Source organism: Gymnodinialimonas sp. JB5-7 (genome assembly GCF_055693405.1).
The window spans coordinates 1,610,146-1,625,936 of sequence record NZ_JBVFUX010000012.1 but is presented as its reverse complement, the minus strand read 5'-3'; the positions used below and the strand labels follow the sequence as shown (position 1 = coordinate 1,625,936).

The window sequence follows — 15,791 nt, the reverse complement described above, 5'->3', positions numbered from 1 at the left end:
GCTAGCCCTCCAACGATTCAAAATCGATGCGCGGATCAATCCACACATACATCAGATCCGATATGATCCCGACGGTCAGACCAATCAGGCTGAAGACGAATAATGTACCAAAGACCACCGGATAGTCGCGACTGACCACGGCTTCAAACCCGAGCCGACCCAACCCGTCGAGCGAGAATATCGTCTCGATAATCAGCGACCCACCAAAGAAGACGCCGATAAAGACCGCCGGGAAACCCGCTATGACGATCAACATGGCGTTGCGGAACACATGACCATACAAAACGCGCCGCTCGGTCAGACCTTTCGCCTTGGCTGTCATCACGTATTGCTTCTTGATCTCGTCCAGAAACGAATTCTTGGTCAGCAGCGTCAATGTCGCGAATGCAGAGATGGTTGACGCCAAAACCGGCAAGGTGATGTGCCAGAAATAATCAATGATCTGCCGGATCAAGGTCATGTCCTCAAATCCGTCAGATGTCAGTCCACGGAGTGGGAACCAGCTCAGATAACGCCCACCTGCAAAGACCACCAACAGGATGATGGCAAACAGAAAGCCGGGAATGGCATAGGCCACGATGATGATCGCACTCGTCGCACTATCGAAACGCGTCCCATCGCGGACAGCCTTGCGAATACCAAGCGGGATCGAGACGATGTAGGCAATGATGGTGGACCACAGGCCCAGACTGATCGACACAGGCATCTTCTCGATCACCAGATCAACGACCGAAATGGAGCGGAAATAGCTCTCGCCGAAGTCGAAACGCAGGTAGTCCATCATCATCAGGCCAAAACGTTCGAGGATCGGAATTTCCTCGGCCACGCATTCCTCAGCATCAAGGTCGGGTTCACCCGTAAAACCTTCTGCACAGACGATGCGGGCAAAGTTGAACTCGACCTGCAACTGCTCAAGAAACTGCGGCGGCAAGCCACGCGCGCCTTGGTAACCCACATCGAAGTCCGACGTGTTGGCGCTGTTGTCACCGCCACCGCCCGAGATGCCCGCGAATACGTCCCCCTCGCCTTCCAACTGCGCAATGATCTGGTCAATCGGACCGCCCGGCACAAATTGGATCAACGTGAAGTTCAGAAGCATCACGCCGAAGATCGTGGGAATCACCAGCAGAAGCCTTCGGAGAATATACGCGCCCATGGCTAATGTCCGGCCTTACAGCGCGCCTGCATCGCGAAGGGCCTGTTCGGCATCCGGGTCCACCCACCAGAAATCGAGGAAGCCAAGCGAATAAGGCGGCAACTCCGCTGGGTAGCGATACATGTCATAGTAAGCCACCCAATGGGCATCGTTGTACCATTGGCCCACGCGGATCACCCTATCACGCAGGACGCGGTCCAGCGCGCGGACGGCGACGTCCAATTCTTCGCGGGTTTCGGTATTCACGACTGTTTCGATCAAGGCGTCGATGCCTTCATCGGCCAGCCCCGGCACGTTGAACAGGCTTTCGTCTGCACCAAGTGAGCCGAAGTATTGCCGCAGCCCAGCGCCCGGCTCATACGTCATGGGGAAGTGGTCGGTAATCATATCGTAGTCGGCGTCGCGCTGCCGCTGCTGCAATTGCGCGTTGTCGACCCGGTTCATGGACGCATTCACACCAATGGCACGCAAGTTTTCGACGTACGGGTTAATGATCCGATCAAACAGCGGCGACGAATTCAGGAACTCGACGTCCAGCGTTTGACCTGTCTCGTTGCGCAACAGGCCATCATCACCCGGAACCCAGCCTGCCTCTTCCAACAACGCCAAAGCGCGGCGTGACTGCCGACGATCCAGTGCACGTTCCGGGTTAGACTCGGGAACGGCGTAAGCCTCCTCGGTGAACACCGTCTCCGGAAGCTGGTCGCGGAATTGTTCTAGCAAGGCAAGCTCTTCCCCTTCAGGCATGCCTGCCGCTTCCATCCAGGTGTTTTCCCAGAAACTGACAACCGGAGAGTAGAGGCCGTAGAATAGCGTCTCATTCGTCCATTCGAAGTTGAACATATGCGCAAGGGCACTGCGCACTCGGACATCCTGAAATTGCGGACGGCGCAGGTTGATCATGAACGATTGGCCGCTGGCAATTGTGCCATCGGGCAGTTCTTCCCGAATGACGGTGCCATCATCGAGCGCCGGGAAGTCGTAATTGTTGGCCCAGGCCTGGCTGCTGCTTTCCTGCCGGAATGTGTAGTTGCCGGCGGTGAACCCTTCGAACGCTGCAAGGCTGTCGCCGTAATACTCGATCCGGATGCTGTCGAAATTGTTGCGGCCCTGGTTGATCCAAAGATCGTCGCCCCAATAGTCGCGGTTTCGAACGAACACGACCCGCTGGCCTGGCTCCACCTCGCCAAGCGTATAGGCGCCGGATCCTACGAGAGGATCCAGGCGGCTATCCTCGAACGCGAGGCCCGAGGCCTCGTGGCTTGCCTGGCTGAACACGGGAAGACCGCCTGCTGTTTGAATGCGGTCTCGCAGGGGGCTTCGGGATTGAAATCGAACCGAATGGTGCGGTCGTCGATCACTTCTGCGCTGGCAATAGTGTTCGGAATGTTCGCACGGAACGACGGCAAGCCTTCATCACGCAAAATCTCGTAGGAGAACATCACGTCCTGCGCCGTCATAGGCGTGCCGTCCGAGAAGGTGACGCTTTCACGAAGCGTGAAGATTACATAGGAGCGGTCTTCAGGATAGGCGAATTCCTCGCACAACAGGCAGTAGGCTGAGCCAATCTCGTCTGCAGTGCCCTCAAGCATGGCCTCAAAGAAGATGCTCGATAAAACCGCGGGGCGACCAATCCGGGAATAGGGGTGCATCGAGTCGAAAGACCCTGACGACCAGGAAAAAGACATCTCACCGCCCTGGGGCGCGCCGGGGTTCACATAATCTAGGTGCGGACTGTCAGGTCCATAGCGAAGTTCGCCAAAGGTCGAGATGCCGTAGGTTCGGATCAGTCCGTCATCGCCAACGTCCTGCGCATCCGCGGCAAGCGCGCCTAGTGCAAGGATCAGGGCGGCGCCCGCAAGCGGAAGCGTGAACGCAGATCGTTTGTCGTTCGATTCCTGGGCGGCTACGGCAACTTTGGCTCTGGTCTGGTCCTGCATATGCACCTCCGTCGTCGGTTGGTCATTGGACGCAATTCTAGATCGCGCTACCATTATTATGTGTCACAAGACGTTAGAGACCAGCCTGCGTTCGGTTCAAGTTGAGATTCCGTGATCAAGTAGTGATTGGACGCTTTTTTCACCATTTTCCCTCGAAAACGAAAAACGCCGCCCTTGGGCGGCGCTCATCCATTGGTTTTCGGCGGGATTTACTGCTGCGTCGCGAGGTATGCGATTAGGTTCGCGCGATCCTCGATATCGTCCATGCCGTTGTAGGACATGGCCGTCCCTGGCGCCCAATCACGCGGGTTTGCAATAAATCCAGAGATGTTTTCCGGCGTCCAAGCCATGTCGCTCATCCCGGCGAGCGTGTCAGAATAGTCAAAACCGTCTGCCGAAGCGATGGGCCGGTCTACGAGGCCAAGCAAATACGGGCCCACGCCATTCTGACCTGCATTGAGCGCATGACAAGCAGAGCATTGCCGCCACAGGCGTTCTCCGGCCCCGGCGTCTGCAACGGCGTACACATCCGCAAACGGAATTTCCGGCACCTCTTCCACCGGCCCTTCATCCAGCTCGGCAATCTCAATGCGATAGCCGCTGACGTGATCTTCGCCATGGTGGTCGATGTTATAAAGCTCTTCGGCGGCCCAGCCGCCCAGAAGGAACACCAGCAGTGCCGCGCAAACCGCGCCGCCGGCTTTGGTGATGGTCATCGTGTCAAACATGTCGGCTCCACAAAGGTCTGTCGCTCGTTCGCGGCTATGTATGGTGTTCCTTTGGGGCAAGGCAAGGTGTAGGGAGCGCGACGAAACGACCTTTTCGAGCGGATTTTGCACATGACAGCCCGTATTGCCTTCCAAGGAGAGCCCGGAGCCTATTCACACGAGGCCTGTCGCGATGCGCGACCGGATATGCAGCCGCTGCCCTGCGCCACCTTCGAGGATGTGATCGAAGCCGTCCGGAGTGGGGAGGCTGAACTTGCTATGCTGCCGGTCGAAAATTCGACCTACGGGCGCGTCGCGGATATCCATCGTCTGCTCCCGGAATCCGGGCTGCACATCATCGACGAGGCATTCGTTCGGGTGCACATCAACCTGTTGGCCTTGCCGGGAACTAACCTTGCAGATGTGACGGATGCTTACAGCCATCTGGTTCTGCTGCCGCAATGTGGCACTTTCCTGCGAGAGCACGGAATTTCAGGTCGGGTCAGCCCCGACAATGCGCGCGCTGCTCGGGACGTGGCGGAATGGGGGAGCCGTCCAAAGCGGCACTGGCTTCGGAACTTGCGGGCGAGATTTACGGGCTGGACGTCCTGGCGCGTCATATCGAAGATCACGACCGCAACACGACGCGGTTCCTGGTGATGTCGCGCGAGGCGGACATGGCGCGGCGGTCGGATCATATGATGACCACCTTCGTCTTCCGCGTCCGCAACATCCCGGCAGCCCTTTACAAGGCGATGGGTGGGTTCGCGACGAATGGCGTGAACATGACCAAGCTGGAATCGTACATGGTGGGTGGGGCCTTCACCGCGACACAGTTCTATGCCGATATCGAGGGCCACCCGGATGACGAGAACGTTCAGCTGGCACTGGACGAGTTGGGGTACTTCACCTCCGAATTGAAGATCCTAGGAACCTATCCAGCGGATCCGGCCCGGGACTAGCTTATCAAGGTTGATAAGGTGGTTTAAGCATCTGTTTTTAGGTAATATATCGATTTTCATTTACCTTTTCTTAACCTGCTGGCGCAGGTGAGGGGGCGCTGCCCCCTTGCGACTTTTCCGGGGAAAAGATCGCTGACCCCCGAGGTATTTTTGAAACAAGGAAGCGGCCCGTCAGGAGAGCCTTTCGCGCAGGGTCGCACGGCGGGATTCGAGCCAAGCGGTGGCGGGAGGATAGGTGCTGAGATCGATGGCGCGTGAATAGGCCTCGGCCGCATGTTGGGGATTGGTCTCAGACAGCAAGTGCGCGCGCGTGGCCCAGTAGGGTTGGAATGTCTCGACTGCCTGTCGATCGATCAGATCGAGCAGGCGCAGGCCTTCGGCGGGCCCCGCATCTTCGCCAACGGCTGCTGCGCGGCCTACGGCGGCACCGAGGGACGGCGCGATGTGCATCAGGCCCGCGTAAAGCTGGCTGAGTGCTCTCCAATTTGTCTCACCGGTGACATGCCGCTCTGCATGGACGGCCTGTATCGCGGCCTCCAACTGGTAACGACCCATTTGGCCCAATTCACTGGCACGGGTGAGAAAGTAGGCCGCACGGTCGATCAGGTCGGTGTTCCAACGCTGCTCATCCTGATCCGGTAGTGGGACGTAGACACCGTCAACCAGCGCGGCCTCGCGGCGGGCTTCGGTGAAGGTGATCAGGGCAGCCAGACCAAGAGCTTCTGCCTGATCGGGCAACAGGGTTGCGAGGGTCGTTGCGAGGAAGTGCGCCTCGTGACTCAGGGTCACCAAGCCCTTCCTGCCAATCGATCGCGTAAGCGGCGTAAACGGCATCGAGAAGGGTGGCAATTCGGGACGACAGGTCGGCCTCCGGTGGAAGCGCAAAGGGGATACGCGCGTCGCGTATCTTGCGTTTGGCCCGGACAAGCCGTTGCGCCATCGTCGTGGGTGCAATCCGAAAGACGCGCCCGATATCAGCGGCCTCCACGCCGAGCACAGTTTGCAGCATCAGGGGTGTGCGGACCGCTTCGTCAATGGCGGGGTGGGCACAGACAAACATCAGCTTCAGGCGTTCGTCAGGAACGTTGTCGCAGGATGCAGGGTCGGGCAGGTCGGGTACCGTGTCGGTGAAATCAACGCGCTTGTCGCGGCGTGCGGCGTCGATGCGGCGGTTCTTGGCGGTGGTCAGAAGCCAGGCTTCCGGTTTTTCGGGAACCCCGCGTTCGGGCCAAACGCGCAGCGCCTGAACAAACGCATCGGCCAGCGCATCTTCGGCGGCGGTGACATCGCCCGTGCGGCTGGCCAGCATGGCAACCAGCTTACCGTAGGAGGTGCGCGCCGCCATCTGGGCCGCGCGCGCCGCCTTGTTCATAGATCCGCCATGCCGGAGGCGCGGATTTCGACCTTGCCGAATTCAGCCGCCGGGCATTTCTCGGCCCAGGCGAGGGCTGCGTCGAGGTCGGGCACGTCGATCACGAAATAGCCGCCCAAGGTCTCGCGCGTTTCAGCGACGGGGCCGTCTTGGACCACCTTGTTGCCACCCTTGAGCGTCACGGTCGTGGCCGATTGCGGTGGGTGCAGGCGGTCGGTGTCGACGAAGACACCTGCTTCATTCAGCGCACCGATATAGGCTTGGTAGGCGGATTTCATTTTGGTCCAATCCTCTGGCCCCAGATGGGCGAAATCGGCGGGATCGGAATAGAGCAAGAAAGTGTATCGCATGGGATTAGTCCTTTTGTGCGAGAGGAATTAGGCGGCAACGCGGGCAATGTTGGCAAGGCCGGTTTCGTAGGTGCCACCAAGCATCCGGTCCATGAACAGGCCAAAGACGCGGAAGACGGGGTTCATGCCGAGGTCGGATTCGACGCTCCAGGTCACGCGAGTCTGCGCACCTTCCGGCATGGCGGAAATGTGTTGCGTGGGCTGGCCCATCGCGCCGAGGTCGATGGTGTAGGTGACCGTGTTGGCGCTGATTTCGCTAATCGTCTGGGTGCCGGTGCCATCGCGTCCATCGAACCGGAAGCCTGCGCCGATGCCCTCAGCAGGGCCGAACGCTTCGATTTGCAGGTCGGGATCGGCGGTGATGTAGGGGTTGAACTGCTGAAAGCCTTCGGTGGTCGATGCGAGCGCGAGGACGGCTGCAGGTGTAGCGTCGACAAGCGCGCTGCGCTCCACGGTGACGTGACGGGGCAGCAGGTACGTTCCTGCGGTTGCGAGGACGAGGGTTGCAGCCCCGGCAGCGAGGATAGTCGTGAGGGTCATGGGGTTTCTCCGTCTGTTTGGGCGAAGGCAACAGCGCCTTCACCCACATGACGAACGGGACCATCCGCAAATCGACACGACCCCCAAAAAAATTCGAAATTAATTGAAAAACTGGTCCGAGCGCGTTTTTCGCAGATGTCAGAGGGCGAGGAAAAAGGTCGCAAAGCCCTGTTTTCCAAGGGCATCCGGCGCAGGCCGGAGTTTCAGTTGGTTTTGCCTGGCTTCGTGTTTCTTGGCTGCGGGCCCCGTTTCAAACAGGACATCCACACCGCCGAGCGGTTTGAAAGAGAAGCTCTGCTGAATGGTCGGTGTCAGCCCATGGACGGCCTGAGCCATGTGCTTTGCCACTGCATCACGGACGGAGATGCTGCTGGTCTTGACCATGTCCGCTTGCGCGGCCGACGGAAAATGCCCGCCCCCGGCCGCGCGATAGGAATTGGTCACGACAAGCATCGTGTCATCGGCGGCAACAGGGCGGCCATCTTGGTATTGCAAGTTGCAGATACGGGATGCTTCGGGATGCAATTGGTTGCCTTCCGCATTGGTCCGTGGCGGTTGCGAGACGTCGATTTGATAGATCAGTCCGGTTAAACGATCAAAGTTATATGGCGCAAAGGTGTGGTCGATGAGGCTTTGTGGTTTAGACGCTTCAGGCTCGATTTGAGTGTAGATGGATACGCTGCGCTCCAACCACTCAAGCACTTGGGACCCGCTTGCACGAACGATGCAAAGAGCATTGGGGTAGATGTAGAGGTCCGCCGCATGCCGCAGCTTCAGATCACCGGTCGGGATGTCCGTATAGTTTTCCGGGCCCGCCCTGCCACCGGCCCGGAAGGGGGCAACGGCTGACAGGAGCGGAAGTTCGGCAAGTTCGGGGTGGCTGGAAAGAAGGTGCAATGCAGCGGCACGCTGTGCGTCCGCGATCACCTGTGTGGCGGCACAAGGTGCGATAGTCGAATACAGGGTTTCAAGCGGGGCAGTCGTGTGGCCAAGCGGGCGATCAACATGAAGGCGGGTCGTACGGTGCGCGCGCGCGACCTGCTGGCGCAAATCAGGGAATTGGCTGAGGAGCCGCTTTGGCCGCCAGCGCTGTCCGCGTGCGCGGGCTGGGATGGCAGGCGTTGCGGCTTGGGACGGTGCGACTGACCAGCGCTTTCCTTGGTCGGTGGGGGTCAACAGCAGATCAATCAGCCCAAGATGGGACCCATATGCGCCGGGCTGCACGATGGGCGCGTGTCCATCAATGGCGGCCTGAGATACGAGATCATGGGTGTGTCCCGCCACAACGGCATCGACGTTCGGCAGGGCCGCGATCTGTTGGGCCGCATTCTCGGACCGACTGCCCGCATCAACGTGCCCGAGACCGCTATGGGCCAGGACGATGATAACATCTGCGCCTTCGTCACGCAGGGCCGCTGTTTGCGCGGCGGCGGCGGTCGTCATGTCCGAGAAGTGCAGTTTTCCGTCAACGTGGGGTTTGGACCAAGCGGCAACCTGCGGGGGGACCACACCTGTCACACCGATCTTCAAGTGATGCGTGCGCCCCGTGCCATCGGTCACGCGGCGATCGAGCAGGTGACGTTCCGGCAGGAAGGGAGCGCCATCGGGGCGATGCACATTGGCAAGCGTCAGTTTGAAACGGGCGTCCGACAGCGAGGTTTCGAGATACTCCAAACCGAAGTCGAAATCGTGGTTTCCCAGTGTGGCTGCGTCAAACCCAAGGCCATTCATCACCGCAATCATCGGGTTTGCATCACCCCTGGGCAAGATCTCCGCCAGCGCGGTGTCGGCCAATGGCGTCCCCTGCAGAGTGTCTCCATTGTCAAACAAGAGCGTGTTTGGGGCACCCTCGCGGGCAGCGAGAATAAGATCCGCCAGGCGCGCAAGGCCAATGCCCGACGCCCGAGTGTCGGTGAAGTAATCGAACGGCAAAAGATGCGCGTGCAAATCTGTAGTGGCCAGCAAGCGCAGGTGCACCTGATCTGGTCCAACAGAAACCTGCGAAACCTGTGTTGCCCCTATAAGGGTCATGTTTTTGGCCCCAGCCATTTTTTTCCAGAGTAGCGGTTCGCCTGTGCTTCCAAAGAGACTTCCTTTCGGTTCCAGACGGTTTTTCCACCGCGTCCTTGCGGTGTTGCCCTCAGGCCATAGAGATGGCACCTGACGCTCAGGAAGGGAAAATTATGAAATACGCAGAAGCCGTGACCTTCGGGACTTCCGGGTTGAATCGCGCCGCAGAATTGCGCGGGAAATCAGACGCACTTGAGGCCGCGCTCGCTGCCGACGCAAAGGTGCTGGCGATGTGGCGTGGGAAGCCGATGGTTGACGGGGACCCCGAAGACGGCACTGTCGCTCTCGCATTTCGGCCAGCGGACGCCCCGGTCTTTGGCCGCGCCAGCGAGCCCCCTGTGCTGTTGGGTTATGATGAAGACGCCGAGCGCCTGCTCTTTGCGCGCGACGTCTCGGCCTGGACACCCGTCGACGTTGACGAAGACGGCGTGAATGCCTTTCTTGACCCGAGCATACAGGTTCACCCCTCGGAAAAGGACGCCGGTTTTCGCGAATTGCGGGGTCTTATGACCAGTTTGACCCGTCGCGACGCGGAGTTGGCCGCAACCGCACGTGCAATCCTCACATGGCATGCGACCCATCAGTTCTGTGCGAAGTGCGGCGCAAAAAGCTTTTTGGCCATGGCCGGTTGGCAGCGCGATTGCCCCAAATGTGGTGGACACCATTTTCCACGAACAGATCCGGTGGTCATCATGTTGATCACGCACGGGGAGTCGGTCTTGGTCGGCCGTTCGCCTGGATGGCCTGACGGGATGTATTCCCTTTTGGCTGGGTTCGTCGAGCCGGGCGAAACCATCGAGGCTGCGGTCCGAAGGGAAGTTTACGAGGAAGCTGGGATCGAGGTTGGCGAAGTCGACTATCTCTCCAGCCAGCCCTGGCCATTCCCGGCATCGCTTATGTTTGGGTGTCGGGGTGAAGCGATCTCGACCGAAATCAACATTGACCCTGAAGAAATCGAAGACGCCAAATGGGTGACGAAATCTCAGATGCTTGAAGTCTGGGCAGGCAATGATCCAACGATGCTGCCTGCCCGAAAGGGCGCGATTGCGCATTTCCTGCTGCAACACTGGTTGGCCGATACGCTGAGTTGACCTGACCTTTACCTTGACGCCCTACCCCAGGCCCCTGCAAACGGAATGTGGGGCTGAGCAGGAGCAATACCAGTCATGAAGTTCAAGGTTTCCGAGGATGTGGACGCGTCGGCGGCCGTCACATGGGCCAGGTTCACGGATTTCAGCGGGATTGAGGCCGAAGCGAAGGGGCGAGGGGCTGATCTTTCGCGTGTAGGGAACTGGAGCGAAGCCGCAACAGGTTGCGGCTGGCGCGGTTCTGTTACGGTCCGAGGACGTATGCGGCCGTTAACGTCGGAGATCAGCGCGATGGACGCCCCTGCAGAGGTGCGAAATCCAAACCACAGTCGGCGGCATGGAAGCAGTCTACGAGATGACGTTTCTCGAACTACGCCCTGACATGACTCGTGTGCAGGTCGTGCTGGATATGTCGGCAAACACGCTTTCGGCCCGTCTGGCCCTTCAAACGTTGAAATTGGCGCGGGGCCGCGTGATGCAGCGCCTACAGGGGCTGCTGGCACGACAGGGAAATCTGGCCGAGGACGATTACCGCCGCGCGCAAGGGTAGTGTTCAGGTAACGCCACCACCGCGCAGCGTGAAGGCGAGGATCAGCATCAGCATTGCCGCAATCCAGGACGCGGCCACACGGACCGTGATGCGAATCCAGTCTGCGGGTACCTTCTCCATCGCCAAACGCGCAATTCCTGCCGCAAGTGCCACGGCCGCGTTCGCGCCAAAGATCAGACCCAGATGGATCAGGATTGGAAGCTCGAACAACCGATGACCCTCCAATCCGAGGGCGAGTGCGACTGTGCCGAGGACAGCCGCAAATAGCAGCGAAAGCACTCGGGTGGGCTGCGGCAGCAGCGCCGCCAAGCGCACCAACGACAATGCCCGCACCCATCATCACCGGCAGGATCCATTCGCCAACCAAAGGGGCAACTGCGATGCCGGCCACCTGACCCACTAGAAAATAGGGCCAAGCCTTCACCATGCCCTCGGGCTGCCAAAGGCTCAGGAAAAAACCCAAGGCCAGGAGGGGAAGGAAAACGGCCGGATAGGTGACGACGACACCTGCCCCTTCGACGAATTGAGCATAAAGATCCGCACCGGATTCAAATGAATGGGCCGCAGCGCTGGTGGGCGCAGCGGCAATTGCCACTGGTAGGAGAAGGCGCTGTTTCACTGGGTCGTCTTCGCGTTCAAGTCAGGCGAGGCCAAAGAGGAACGCAGCACCGACCAGCGCAATCGCGCCCCCGATGCCACGCGCGGCCCATGTGCCGACAGAGCTTTTCGTCAGGAAGCCAAGGGCGATGCCGACCACGTGCAGCATACCTGTGCCGATGACGAAACCGACGGCGTAACCATAGGCGCTGAACTGCTCTGGCAGTTCGCCGCCATGGGCATGCCCGTGGAAGATGGCAAAGATACCAACAAGAACGGCCGCAACCCAAAGCGGGGCCTTCACGGCAAACGCGATCAAAAGACCAAGGATTACGCCGGAAAGCGCGATGCCAGTTTCAACCGCCGGGATCGGGACACCTATAACGCCCAACGCACCGCCGAAGGCCATGACCAGCGGGAAGACGACAGGCAGGATCCAGATACCCGGCTTGCCCAGAAACGCGCCCCACAGACCGACGGCGACCATTGCAACGACGTGGTCCCAGCCGAGGATCGGGTGCCAAAAGCCGGAGGCAAAGCCGGTATTAATCCCCTCACCGGTATGGGCCGAAGCCACCGTTGCGAGCATGAGGAGCGGCAGGGTCATAAGGCAATTGCGTAGAGCGGTCCGGGTCATGGCGTTGCATCCTTTGGAGAAGGTCGCCGCAGAACCTAATGAACGCCGGATTGGCGTCAACTCGATAGATCGCAAATGGTCGTTACATCCAAATCAAAAAGGGGCCGAGCGTGCGATCTGCCCGATGCACGGCCCGGCCCCCTTGGTGGATCGAGAGCGGAGTGATGCTCCTTTGCCACCGCCGCCCCACCCAGTTCGGTGACGCGGATCGAAGCTGCGGATAATCGCGCTTCGATGGATGCGGGCGCTGCGACCCCTTCACTTGCCGCCGCTCCCGTCGTGCCGTGGTGGTACACAGGGAGATTGCGTCACGAAGGGGGAAAACCTTGGGGGGCGGCGTCAGATGTGCGGCGGTTGTGGTTTTGACGTTACGTCACGGCTGTGGCGTGCCCGCCTTTCGCGCACCGCGTTGCAGGCCAAGCTGGCGTTCTCGCCAGATGATCGCGATGCCGGCTGTGACGATCAGAGCCGCACCAAGCAGCATGGTGGCCGTGGGGACTTCGGCAAAAATGAAGTAGCCGACGCCGATGGCCAGCAGCATCGAGGTATATTCGAACGGCGCGATCAGGGAGGCATCGGCGAAACGATAAGACGACGTCAGAAGGATCTGCCCCACACCGCCCGCAAGGCCCGCCCCGATCAACAGCACCCATTGACCGGTCGTGGGCCAGACCCAGCCCCACGGCAGGGTCAGCAGGGACAGAACGGACGCCGTGACAGAGAACCAGAACACAATGGCAGCAGTGCGTTCCGTCTGGACCAGTTTGCGCACGAAGACTTGGGCCAGCGCGGCGCAGACGGCGCCCATCAGGACGAGCATGGCCCCCAAAGCCTCACCGGTATCTGCGGTGCTTGGGTCGAGGTTCAGCCGGGGAGAAAGCACGATCAGCACACCACCCATACCAACGGCGACCATCGAAAGCCGGAAAAGGCGCACCTGTTCGTTCAGGAACATGGCGGCAAAGACCACCACAAGGATCGGCGCGGCATAGCCAATGGCAGTGACCTCGGGCAAAGGCAGCAGGCCCAGACCTGCAAAGCCCAAGCCCATGGCAGACGTGCCCACAAGGCCGCGCCACACATGACCCATCGGATTGCGGGTCTCCAACCCATGGGCGAGGTCGTGCTGGATCACGAGCCAGGCAAGAATGACAGGGATCGCGAAGAAGGAGCGGAAGAAGACGGCTTGGCCGGGCGGGATCGCGTCGGCCGACGCTTTGATCAGCGAGGCCATGGAGACAAAGACACAGACGGAGGCGACTTTGAGGGCAATGCCGCGGAGGGGATGCTGTGCGGTGGACATGGAAGCTGGCTACGCCCGCAGCAGGAGGCCCGCAAGGGGATCAAGCTGTCGCACTTCGCCAGTGGTGCTCGCCCAAGGCATTTTGCGCATGGATGAAAAGACTAGGAGTTCAGCCTAGGCTCTGAATGTTCCAGATTTCGGCCATATAGCCCTTAATGGTGCGGTCCGACGAAAACGGGCCCGAGCCTGCGATGTTAAGAAGGGCGCGGCGGGCCCAATCGTCCGGATCACAGAAAGCTTGGTCAGCGCTGGCCTGCGCCTGTTGATAGCTGTCGAAATCTGAGGCGACGAGGAAGGGGTCATGGGTCCAGGTGACATCGACGATATGATTGTAGCGGTCGCTATCGCTGGGGCTGAAGGTGCCTTCGACAATGGCCTGCAAGACGCCTTGCAGTGGATGGCTCGCTTCGATGGCCTTGCGGGCATGATCTTGCATGGCGTAACGGGCCTGAGCCTCGGGCGCTGACATGCCGAAAAGGAAGAAATTCTCAGGACCCACATTGTCGCGGATTTCGACATTGGCGCCGTCAAGCGTGCCGATGGTTAGCGCGCCGTTCATTGCGAATTTCATGTTCCCGGTCCCGGACGCCTCTTTGCCAGCGGTCGAAATCTGTTCCGACAGGTCGGCAGCAGGGATCAGGCGTTCAGCCATGGAGACATTGTAGTTGGCCGGATAAAGCACCTTGAGCAGATGCCCCGTGACCGGGTCGGCGTTGATGGTTTGCGCCACATCGTTGATCAGGCGGATGATGTCCTTGGCAAAGCCATAGCCGGGCGCAGCTTTGCCGCCAAAAATCTTCACGCGGGGCGTCCAGTTGGCGGAAGGGATTGGCGCGAATGGCCTGCCAGCGTGCGACCGTTTCAAATAGGTTCATCAACTGGCGCTTATATTCGTGCATGCGTTTGATCTGCACATCGAACATGGCGTCCGGGTCTATAGACAGGCCGAGCCGATCGGCTGACCAATTGGAAAGTGCCACCTTGTTTGCCCTTTTGGCAGCGCGGATCGCGTCCCGCACATTAGGGTCATCGGCATGATCACGAAGGTCGGACAGGCGTGAAAGGTCGCTTTCCCAGCCGGGGCCGATGGTGTCCGTCAGAACATCGGAAAGCGCAGGGTTGGCCATGCGCAGCCAGCGACGGGGAGTCACGCCGTTGGTCTGGTTGAGGATACGCCCGGGATAGTGCGCGTCGAGGGCCGAGAAAACCGTCTTGCGCATCAGGTCGGTATGGAGCGCAGAGACGCCGTTGACATGGGCGGCCATCACAAAAGCCAGCGTGCCCATATGGACCTGATCGTGATGCACGATCCCCAGAGTCTCCGCACAGCCGGTTGCCGCGCGATGTTCGGCGTCCAATCGTTCGATGATTTGCATATGGCGCGGCAGGACATTGCCCATCAGCCATGTGGACCAGCTTTCCAGAGCTTCGGGCAGCAGGGTGTGGTTGGTGTAGTTGAGGCAACCGCTGCGCGATGGCGCAGGCCCGTGACCAACCCAGTCCGTGCACATCCGTCAGCAGACGGATCAGCTCCGGTCCGGCCAGCGCGGGGTGCGTATCGTTCATCTGGATCGCGACCTTTTGGGGCAAAAGGGCGAAATCGTCGTACTCTGAAAGGAACCGGCGGAGGATGTCCTGCAGCGCGGCGGAAGTCAGGAAAAATTCCTGCTTCAGGCGCAGGGCTTTTCCGCTGTCGGTATTGTCGTCGGGATACAGCACACGGGAGAGCGTGCGAGCCAGTGCCTCTGGCGCCGCGGCAGCCGTGTGATCGCCCGCGTTGAAACGGTCGAGGTCAAAAAGCTCGGTCGGATGTGCGCCCCAGAGCCGAAGTGTATTGGCCCATTGGCCCTGCCACCCAACCACGGGCATGTCGTAGGCGCGGGCATAAACTGACTCTGCCGGATGCCAGACGGCTTTGCCATCGACCGTCTCGACATGACCCGCGAAGGGGATTTCGTAACGCGCCTCGGGACGTTCGAATTCCCATGGATGGGGCTGAGAGAGCCAATCCTCGGGCAGTTCGATCTGTCGCCCATCTTCGAATTTCTGGCGAAACAGCCCGTGTTCGTAGCGGATCCCATAGCCATAGGCGGGGCATGCCAGCGTGGAAAGGCTTTCGAGGAAGCAGGCCGCCAGTCGCCCAAGGCCACCATTGCCAAGGGCCGCGTCTGGTTCATCGGCAATCAGGGTGTCCAGGTCGATGCCCTCAGCCTGCCAGCACGTCGCGGATTGTGTCGCGCAGACCCAGATTGACCATCGCATCTTCGATCACGCGGCCGATGAGAAACTCCATCGACAGGTAATAGACACGCTTTCCCTGTGCTTCGTAGGTTTTGCGGGTGGCAGCAAACCACGGCTCGATCAGCAGATCGCGGATGGCGTAGCTGGTGGCCATGCGCCAGTCTGTGAGGCTGGCATGGGGCCGGTCCTTGCCGAGCGTGTAGGTCAGGTGCTGCGCGATGCGGGCGCGCAGGGCGTCGGCTGAGATATCGGCCATGGCGTTCATTGCTGCGACTCCG

General features: G+C 59.9%; 14 protein-coding genes and 2 pseudogenes. 3 read left to right on the top strand and 13 right to left on the bottom strand.

The features are described 5' to 3' along the window. Position 1 precedes the first annotated feature (1 nt). The 4 genes from ACZ1HK_RS16710 to ACZ1HK_RS16695 form a co-directional block, all read right to left on the bottom strand. Entirely contained in the window at positions 2 to 1,156 is a 1,155-nt protein-coding gene (locus tag ACZ1HK_RS16710; protein ID WP_472629641.1) for a microcin C ABC transporter permease YejB, read from the bottom strand. Positions 1,157 to 1,171: 15 nt separating this feature from the next. Then, positions 1,172 to 2,434 (bottom strand): extracellular solute-binding protein, encoded by a 1,263-nt coding sequence (locus tag ACZ1HK_RS16705; protein WP_472629640.1) that lies wholly within the window; start codon positions 2,432 to 2,434, stop codon positions 1,172 to 1,174. Next, positions 2,365 to 3,096: an ABC transporter substrate-binding protein gene (locus tag ACZ1HK_RS16700; protein ID WP_472629639.1), complete on the bottom strand. Its 732-nt coding sequence runs from the start codon at positions 3,094 to 3,096 to the stop codon at positions 2,365 to 2,367. The genes ACZ1HK_RS16705 and ACZ1HK_RS16700 overlap by 70 nt, the downstream gene beginning before the upstream one ends. Positions 3,097 to 3,305: 209 nt before the next feature. After that, entirely contained in the window at positions 3,306 to 3,824 is a 519-nt protein-coding gene (locus tag ACZ1HK_RS16695) for a c-type cytochrome (RefSeq protein WP_472629638.1), read from the bottom strand. Between the two features lie 111 nt (positions 3,825 to 3,935). Between ACZ1HK_RS16695 and ACZ1HK_RS16690 the strand changes: the two are divergent. Further along, positions 3,936 to 4,765, top strand: a pseudogene (locus tag ACZ1HK_RS16690) (prephenate dehydratase). 171 nt (positions 4,766 to 4,936) lie between these two features. Here the strand turns inward: ACZ1HK_RS16690 and ACZ1HK_RS16685 are convergent. The 5 genes from ACZ1HK_RS16685 to ACZ1HK_RS16665 all read right to left on the bottom strand — a co-directional run bounded on the left by ACZ1HK_RS16685 (position 4,937) and on the right by ACZ1HK_RS16665 (position 9,058). Beyond that, positions 4,937 to 5,503, bottom strand: a complete 567-nt coding sequence (locus ACZ1HK_RS16685; protein ID WP_472629637.1) for a DUF6596 domain-containing protein — start codon at positions 5,501 to 5,503, stop codon at positions 4,937 to 4,939. Continuing rightward, entirely contained in the window at positions 5,424 to 6,137 is a 714-nt protein-coding gene (locus ACZ1HK_RS16680; protein WP_472629636.1) for a sigma factor, read from the bottom strand. The genes ACZ1HK_RS16685 and ACZ1HK_RS16680 overlap by 80 nt, the downstream gene beginning before the upstream one ends. Then, positions 6,134 to 6,487, bottom strand: a complete 354-nt coding sequence (locus ACZ1HK_RS16675) for a YciI family protein (RefSeq protein ID WP_472629635.1) — start codon at positions 6,485 to 6,487, stop codon at positions 6,134 to 6,136. Before ACZ1HK_RS16675 ends, ACZ1HK_RS16680 begins: the two co-directional genes overlap by 4 nt. Before the next feature lie 27 nt (positions 6,488 to 6,514). Beyond that, positions 6,515 to 7,027 (bottom strand): SRPBCC family protein, encoded by a 513-nt coding sequence (locus ACZ1HK_RS16670; protein ID WP_472629634.1) that lies wholly within the window; start codon positions 7,025 to 7,027, stop codon positions 6,515 to 6,517. A gap of 138 nt (positions 7,028 to 7,165) precedes the next feature. After that, a complete protein-coding gene (locus ACZ1HK_RS16665) occupies positions 7,166 to 9,058 on the bottom strand; it encodes a bifunctional 2',3'-cyclic-nucleotide 2'-phosphodiesterase/3'-nucleotidase (RefSeq protein ID WP_472629633.1) in 1,893 nt (630 codons plus the stop codon). Between the two features lie 152 nt (positions 9,059 to 9,210). Here ACZ1HK_RS16665 and nudC point away from each other — a divergent pair, with 152 nt between their 5' ends. Both nudC and ACZ1HK_RS16655 read left to right on the top strand, forming a co-directional pair. Next, positions 9,211 to 10,188: an NAD(+) diphosphatase gene (gene nudC, locus ACZ1HK_RS16660; RefSeq protein ID WP_472629632.1), complete on the top strand. Its 978-nt coding sequence runs from the start codon at positions 9,211 to 9,213 to the stop codon at positions 10,186 to 10,188. 352 nt (positions 10,189 to 10,540) lie between these two features. Beyond that, positions 10,541 to 10,735: a hypothetical protein gene (locus ACZ1HK_RS16655; RefSeq protein ID WP_472629631.1), complete on the top strand. Its 195-nt coding sequence runs from the start codon at positions 10,541 to 10,543 to the stop codon at positions 10,733 to 10,735. 3 nt (positions 10,736 to 10,738) lie between these two features. On the opposite strand, the gene ACZ1HK_RS16650 is transcribed toward ACZ1HK_RS16655, so the two are convergent. The 4 genes and pseudogenes from ACZ1HK_RS16650 to ACZ1HK_RS16635 form a co-directional block, all read right to left on the bottom strand. Next, positions 10,739 to 11,059 carry a hypothetical protein gene (locus ACZ1HK_RS16650; protein ID WP_472629630.1) on the bottom strand — a complete coding sequence of 107 codons (321 nt, stop codon included), beginning with the start codon at positions 11,057 to 11,059 and terminating at the stop codon, positions 10,739 to 10,741. Between the two features lie 316 nt (positions 11,060 to 11,375). Beyond that, the gene (locus ACZ1HK_RS16645) at positions 11,376 to 11,969 is read right to left on the bottom strand and encodes a HupE/UreJ family protein (RefSeq protein WP_472629629.1); all 594 of its coding nucleotides are present in this window, start codon (positions 11,967 to 11,969) and stop codon (positions 11,376 to 11,378) included. A 373-nt stretch (positions 11,970 to 12,342) separates the two neighbouring features. Continuing rightward, the gene (locus ACZ1HK_RS16640) at positions 12,343 to 13,272 is read right to left on the bottom strand and encodes a DMT family transporter (protein ID WP_472629628.1); all 930 of its coding nucleotides are present in this window, start codon (positions 13,270 to 13,272) and stop codon (positions 12,343 to 12,345) included. A gap of 109 nt (positions 13,273 to 13,381) precedes the next feature. Beyond that, a pseudogene (locus ACZ1HK_RS16635) lies at positions 13,382 to 15,778 on the bottom strand (glycogen/starch/alpha-glucan phosphorylase). Positions 15,779 to 15,791 lie beyond the last annotated feature (13 nt).

Excerpts from the sequence above, each read along its gene's own strand:
- ACZ1HK_RS16710 (WP_472629641.1), bottom strand. The coding sequence starts at position 1,156 with ATGGGCGCGTATATTCTCCGAAGGCTTCTGCTGGTGATTCCCACGATC.
- ACZ1HK_RS16655 (WP_472629631.1), top strand. The coding sequence starts at position 10,541 with ATGACGTTTCTCGAACTACGCCCTGACATGACTCGTGTGCAGGTCGTG.
- ACZ1HK_RS16675 (WP_472629635.1), bottom strand. The coding sequence starts at position 6,487 with ATGCGATACACTTTCTTGCTCTATTCCGATCCCGCCGATTTCGCCCAT.
- nudC (WP_472629632.1), top strand. The coding sequence starts at position 9,211 with ATGAAATACGCAGAAGCCGTGACCTTCGGGACTTCCGGGTTGAATCGC.
- ACZ1HK_RS16640 (WP_472629628.1), bottom strand. The coding sequence starts at position 13,272 with ATGTCCACCGCACAGCATCCCCTCCGCGGCATTGCCCTCAAAGTCGCC.
- ACZ1HK_RS16670 (WP_472629634.1), bottom strand. The coding sequence starts at position 7,027 with ATGACCCTCACGACTATCCTCGCTGCCGGGGCTGCAACCCTCGTCCTC.
- ACZ1HK_RS16695 (WP_472629638.1), bottom strand. The coding sequence starts at position 3,824 with ATGTTTGACACGATGACCATCACCAAAGCCGGCGGCGCGGTTTGCGCG.
- ACZ1HK_RS16700 (WP_472629639.1), bottom strand. The coding sequence starts at position 3,096 with ATGCAGGACCAGACCAGAGCCAAAGTTGCCGTAGCCGCCCAGGAATCG.
- ACZ1HK_RS16665 (WP_472629633.1), bottom strand. The coding sequence starts at position 9,058 with ATGACCCTTATAGGGGCAACACAGGTTTCGCAGGTTTCTGTTGGACCA.
- ACZ1HK_RS16645 (WP_472629629.1), bottom strand. The coding sequence starts at position 11,969 with ATGACCCGGACCGCTCTACGCAATTGCCTTATGACCCTGCCGCTCCTC.
- ACZ1HK_RS16680 (WP_472629636.1), bottom strand. The coding sequence starts at position 6,137 with ATGAACAAGGCGGCGCGCGCGGCCCAGATGGCGGCGCGCACCTCCTAC.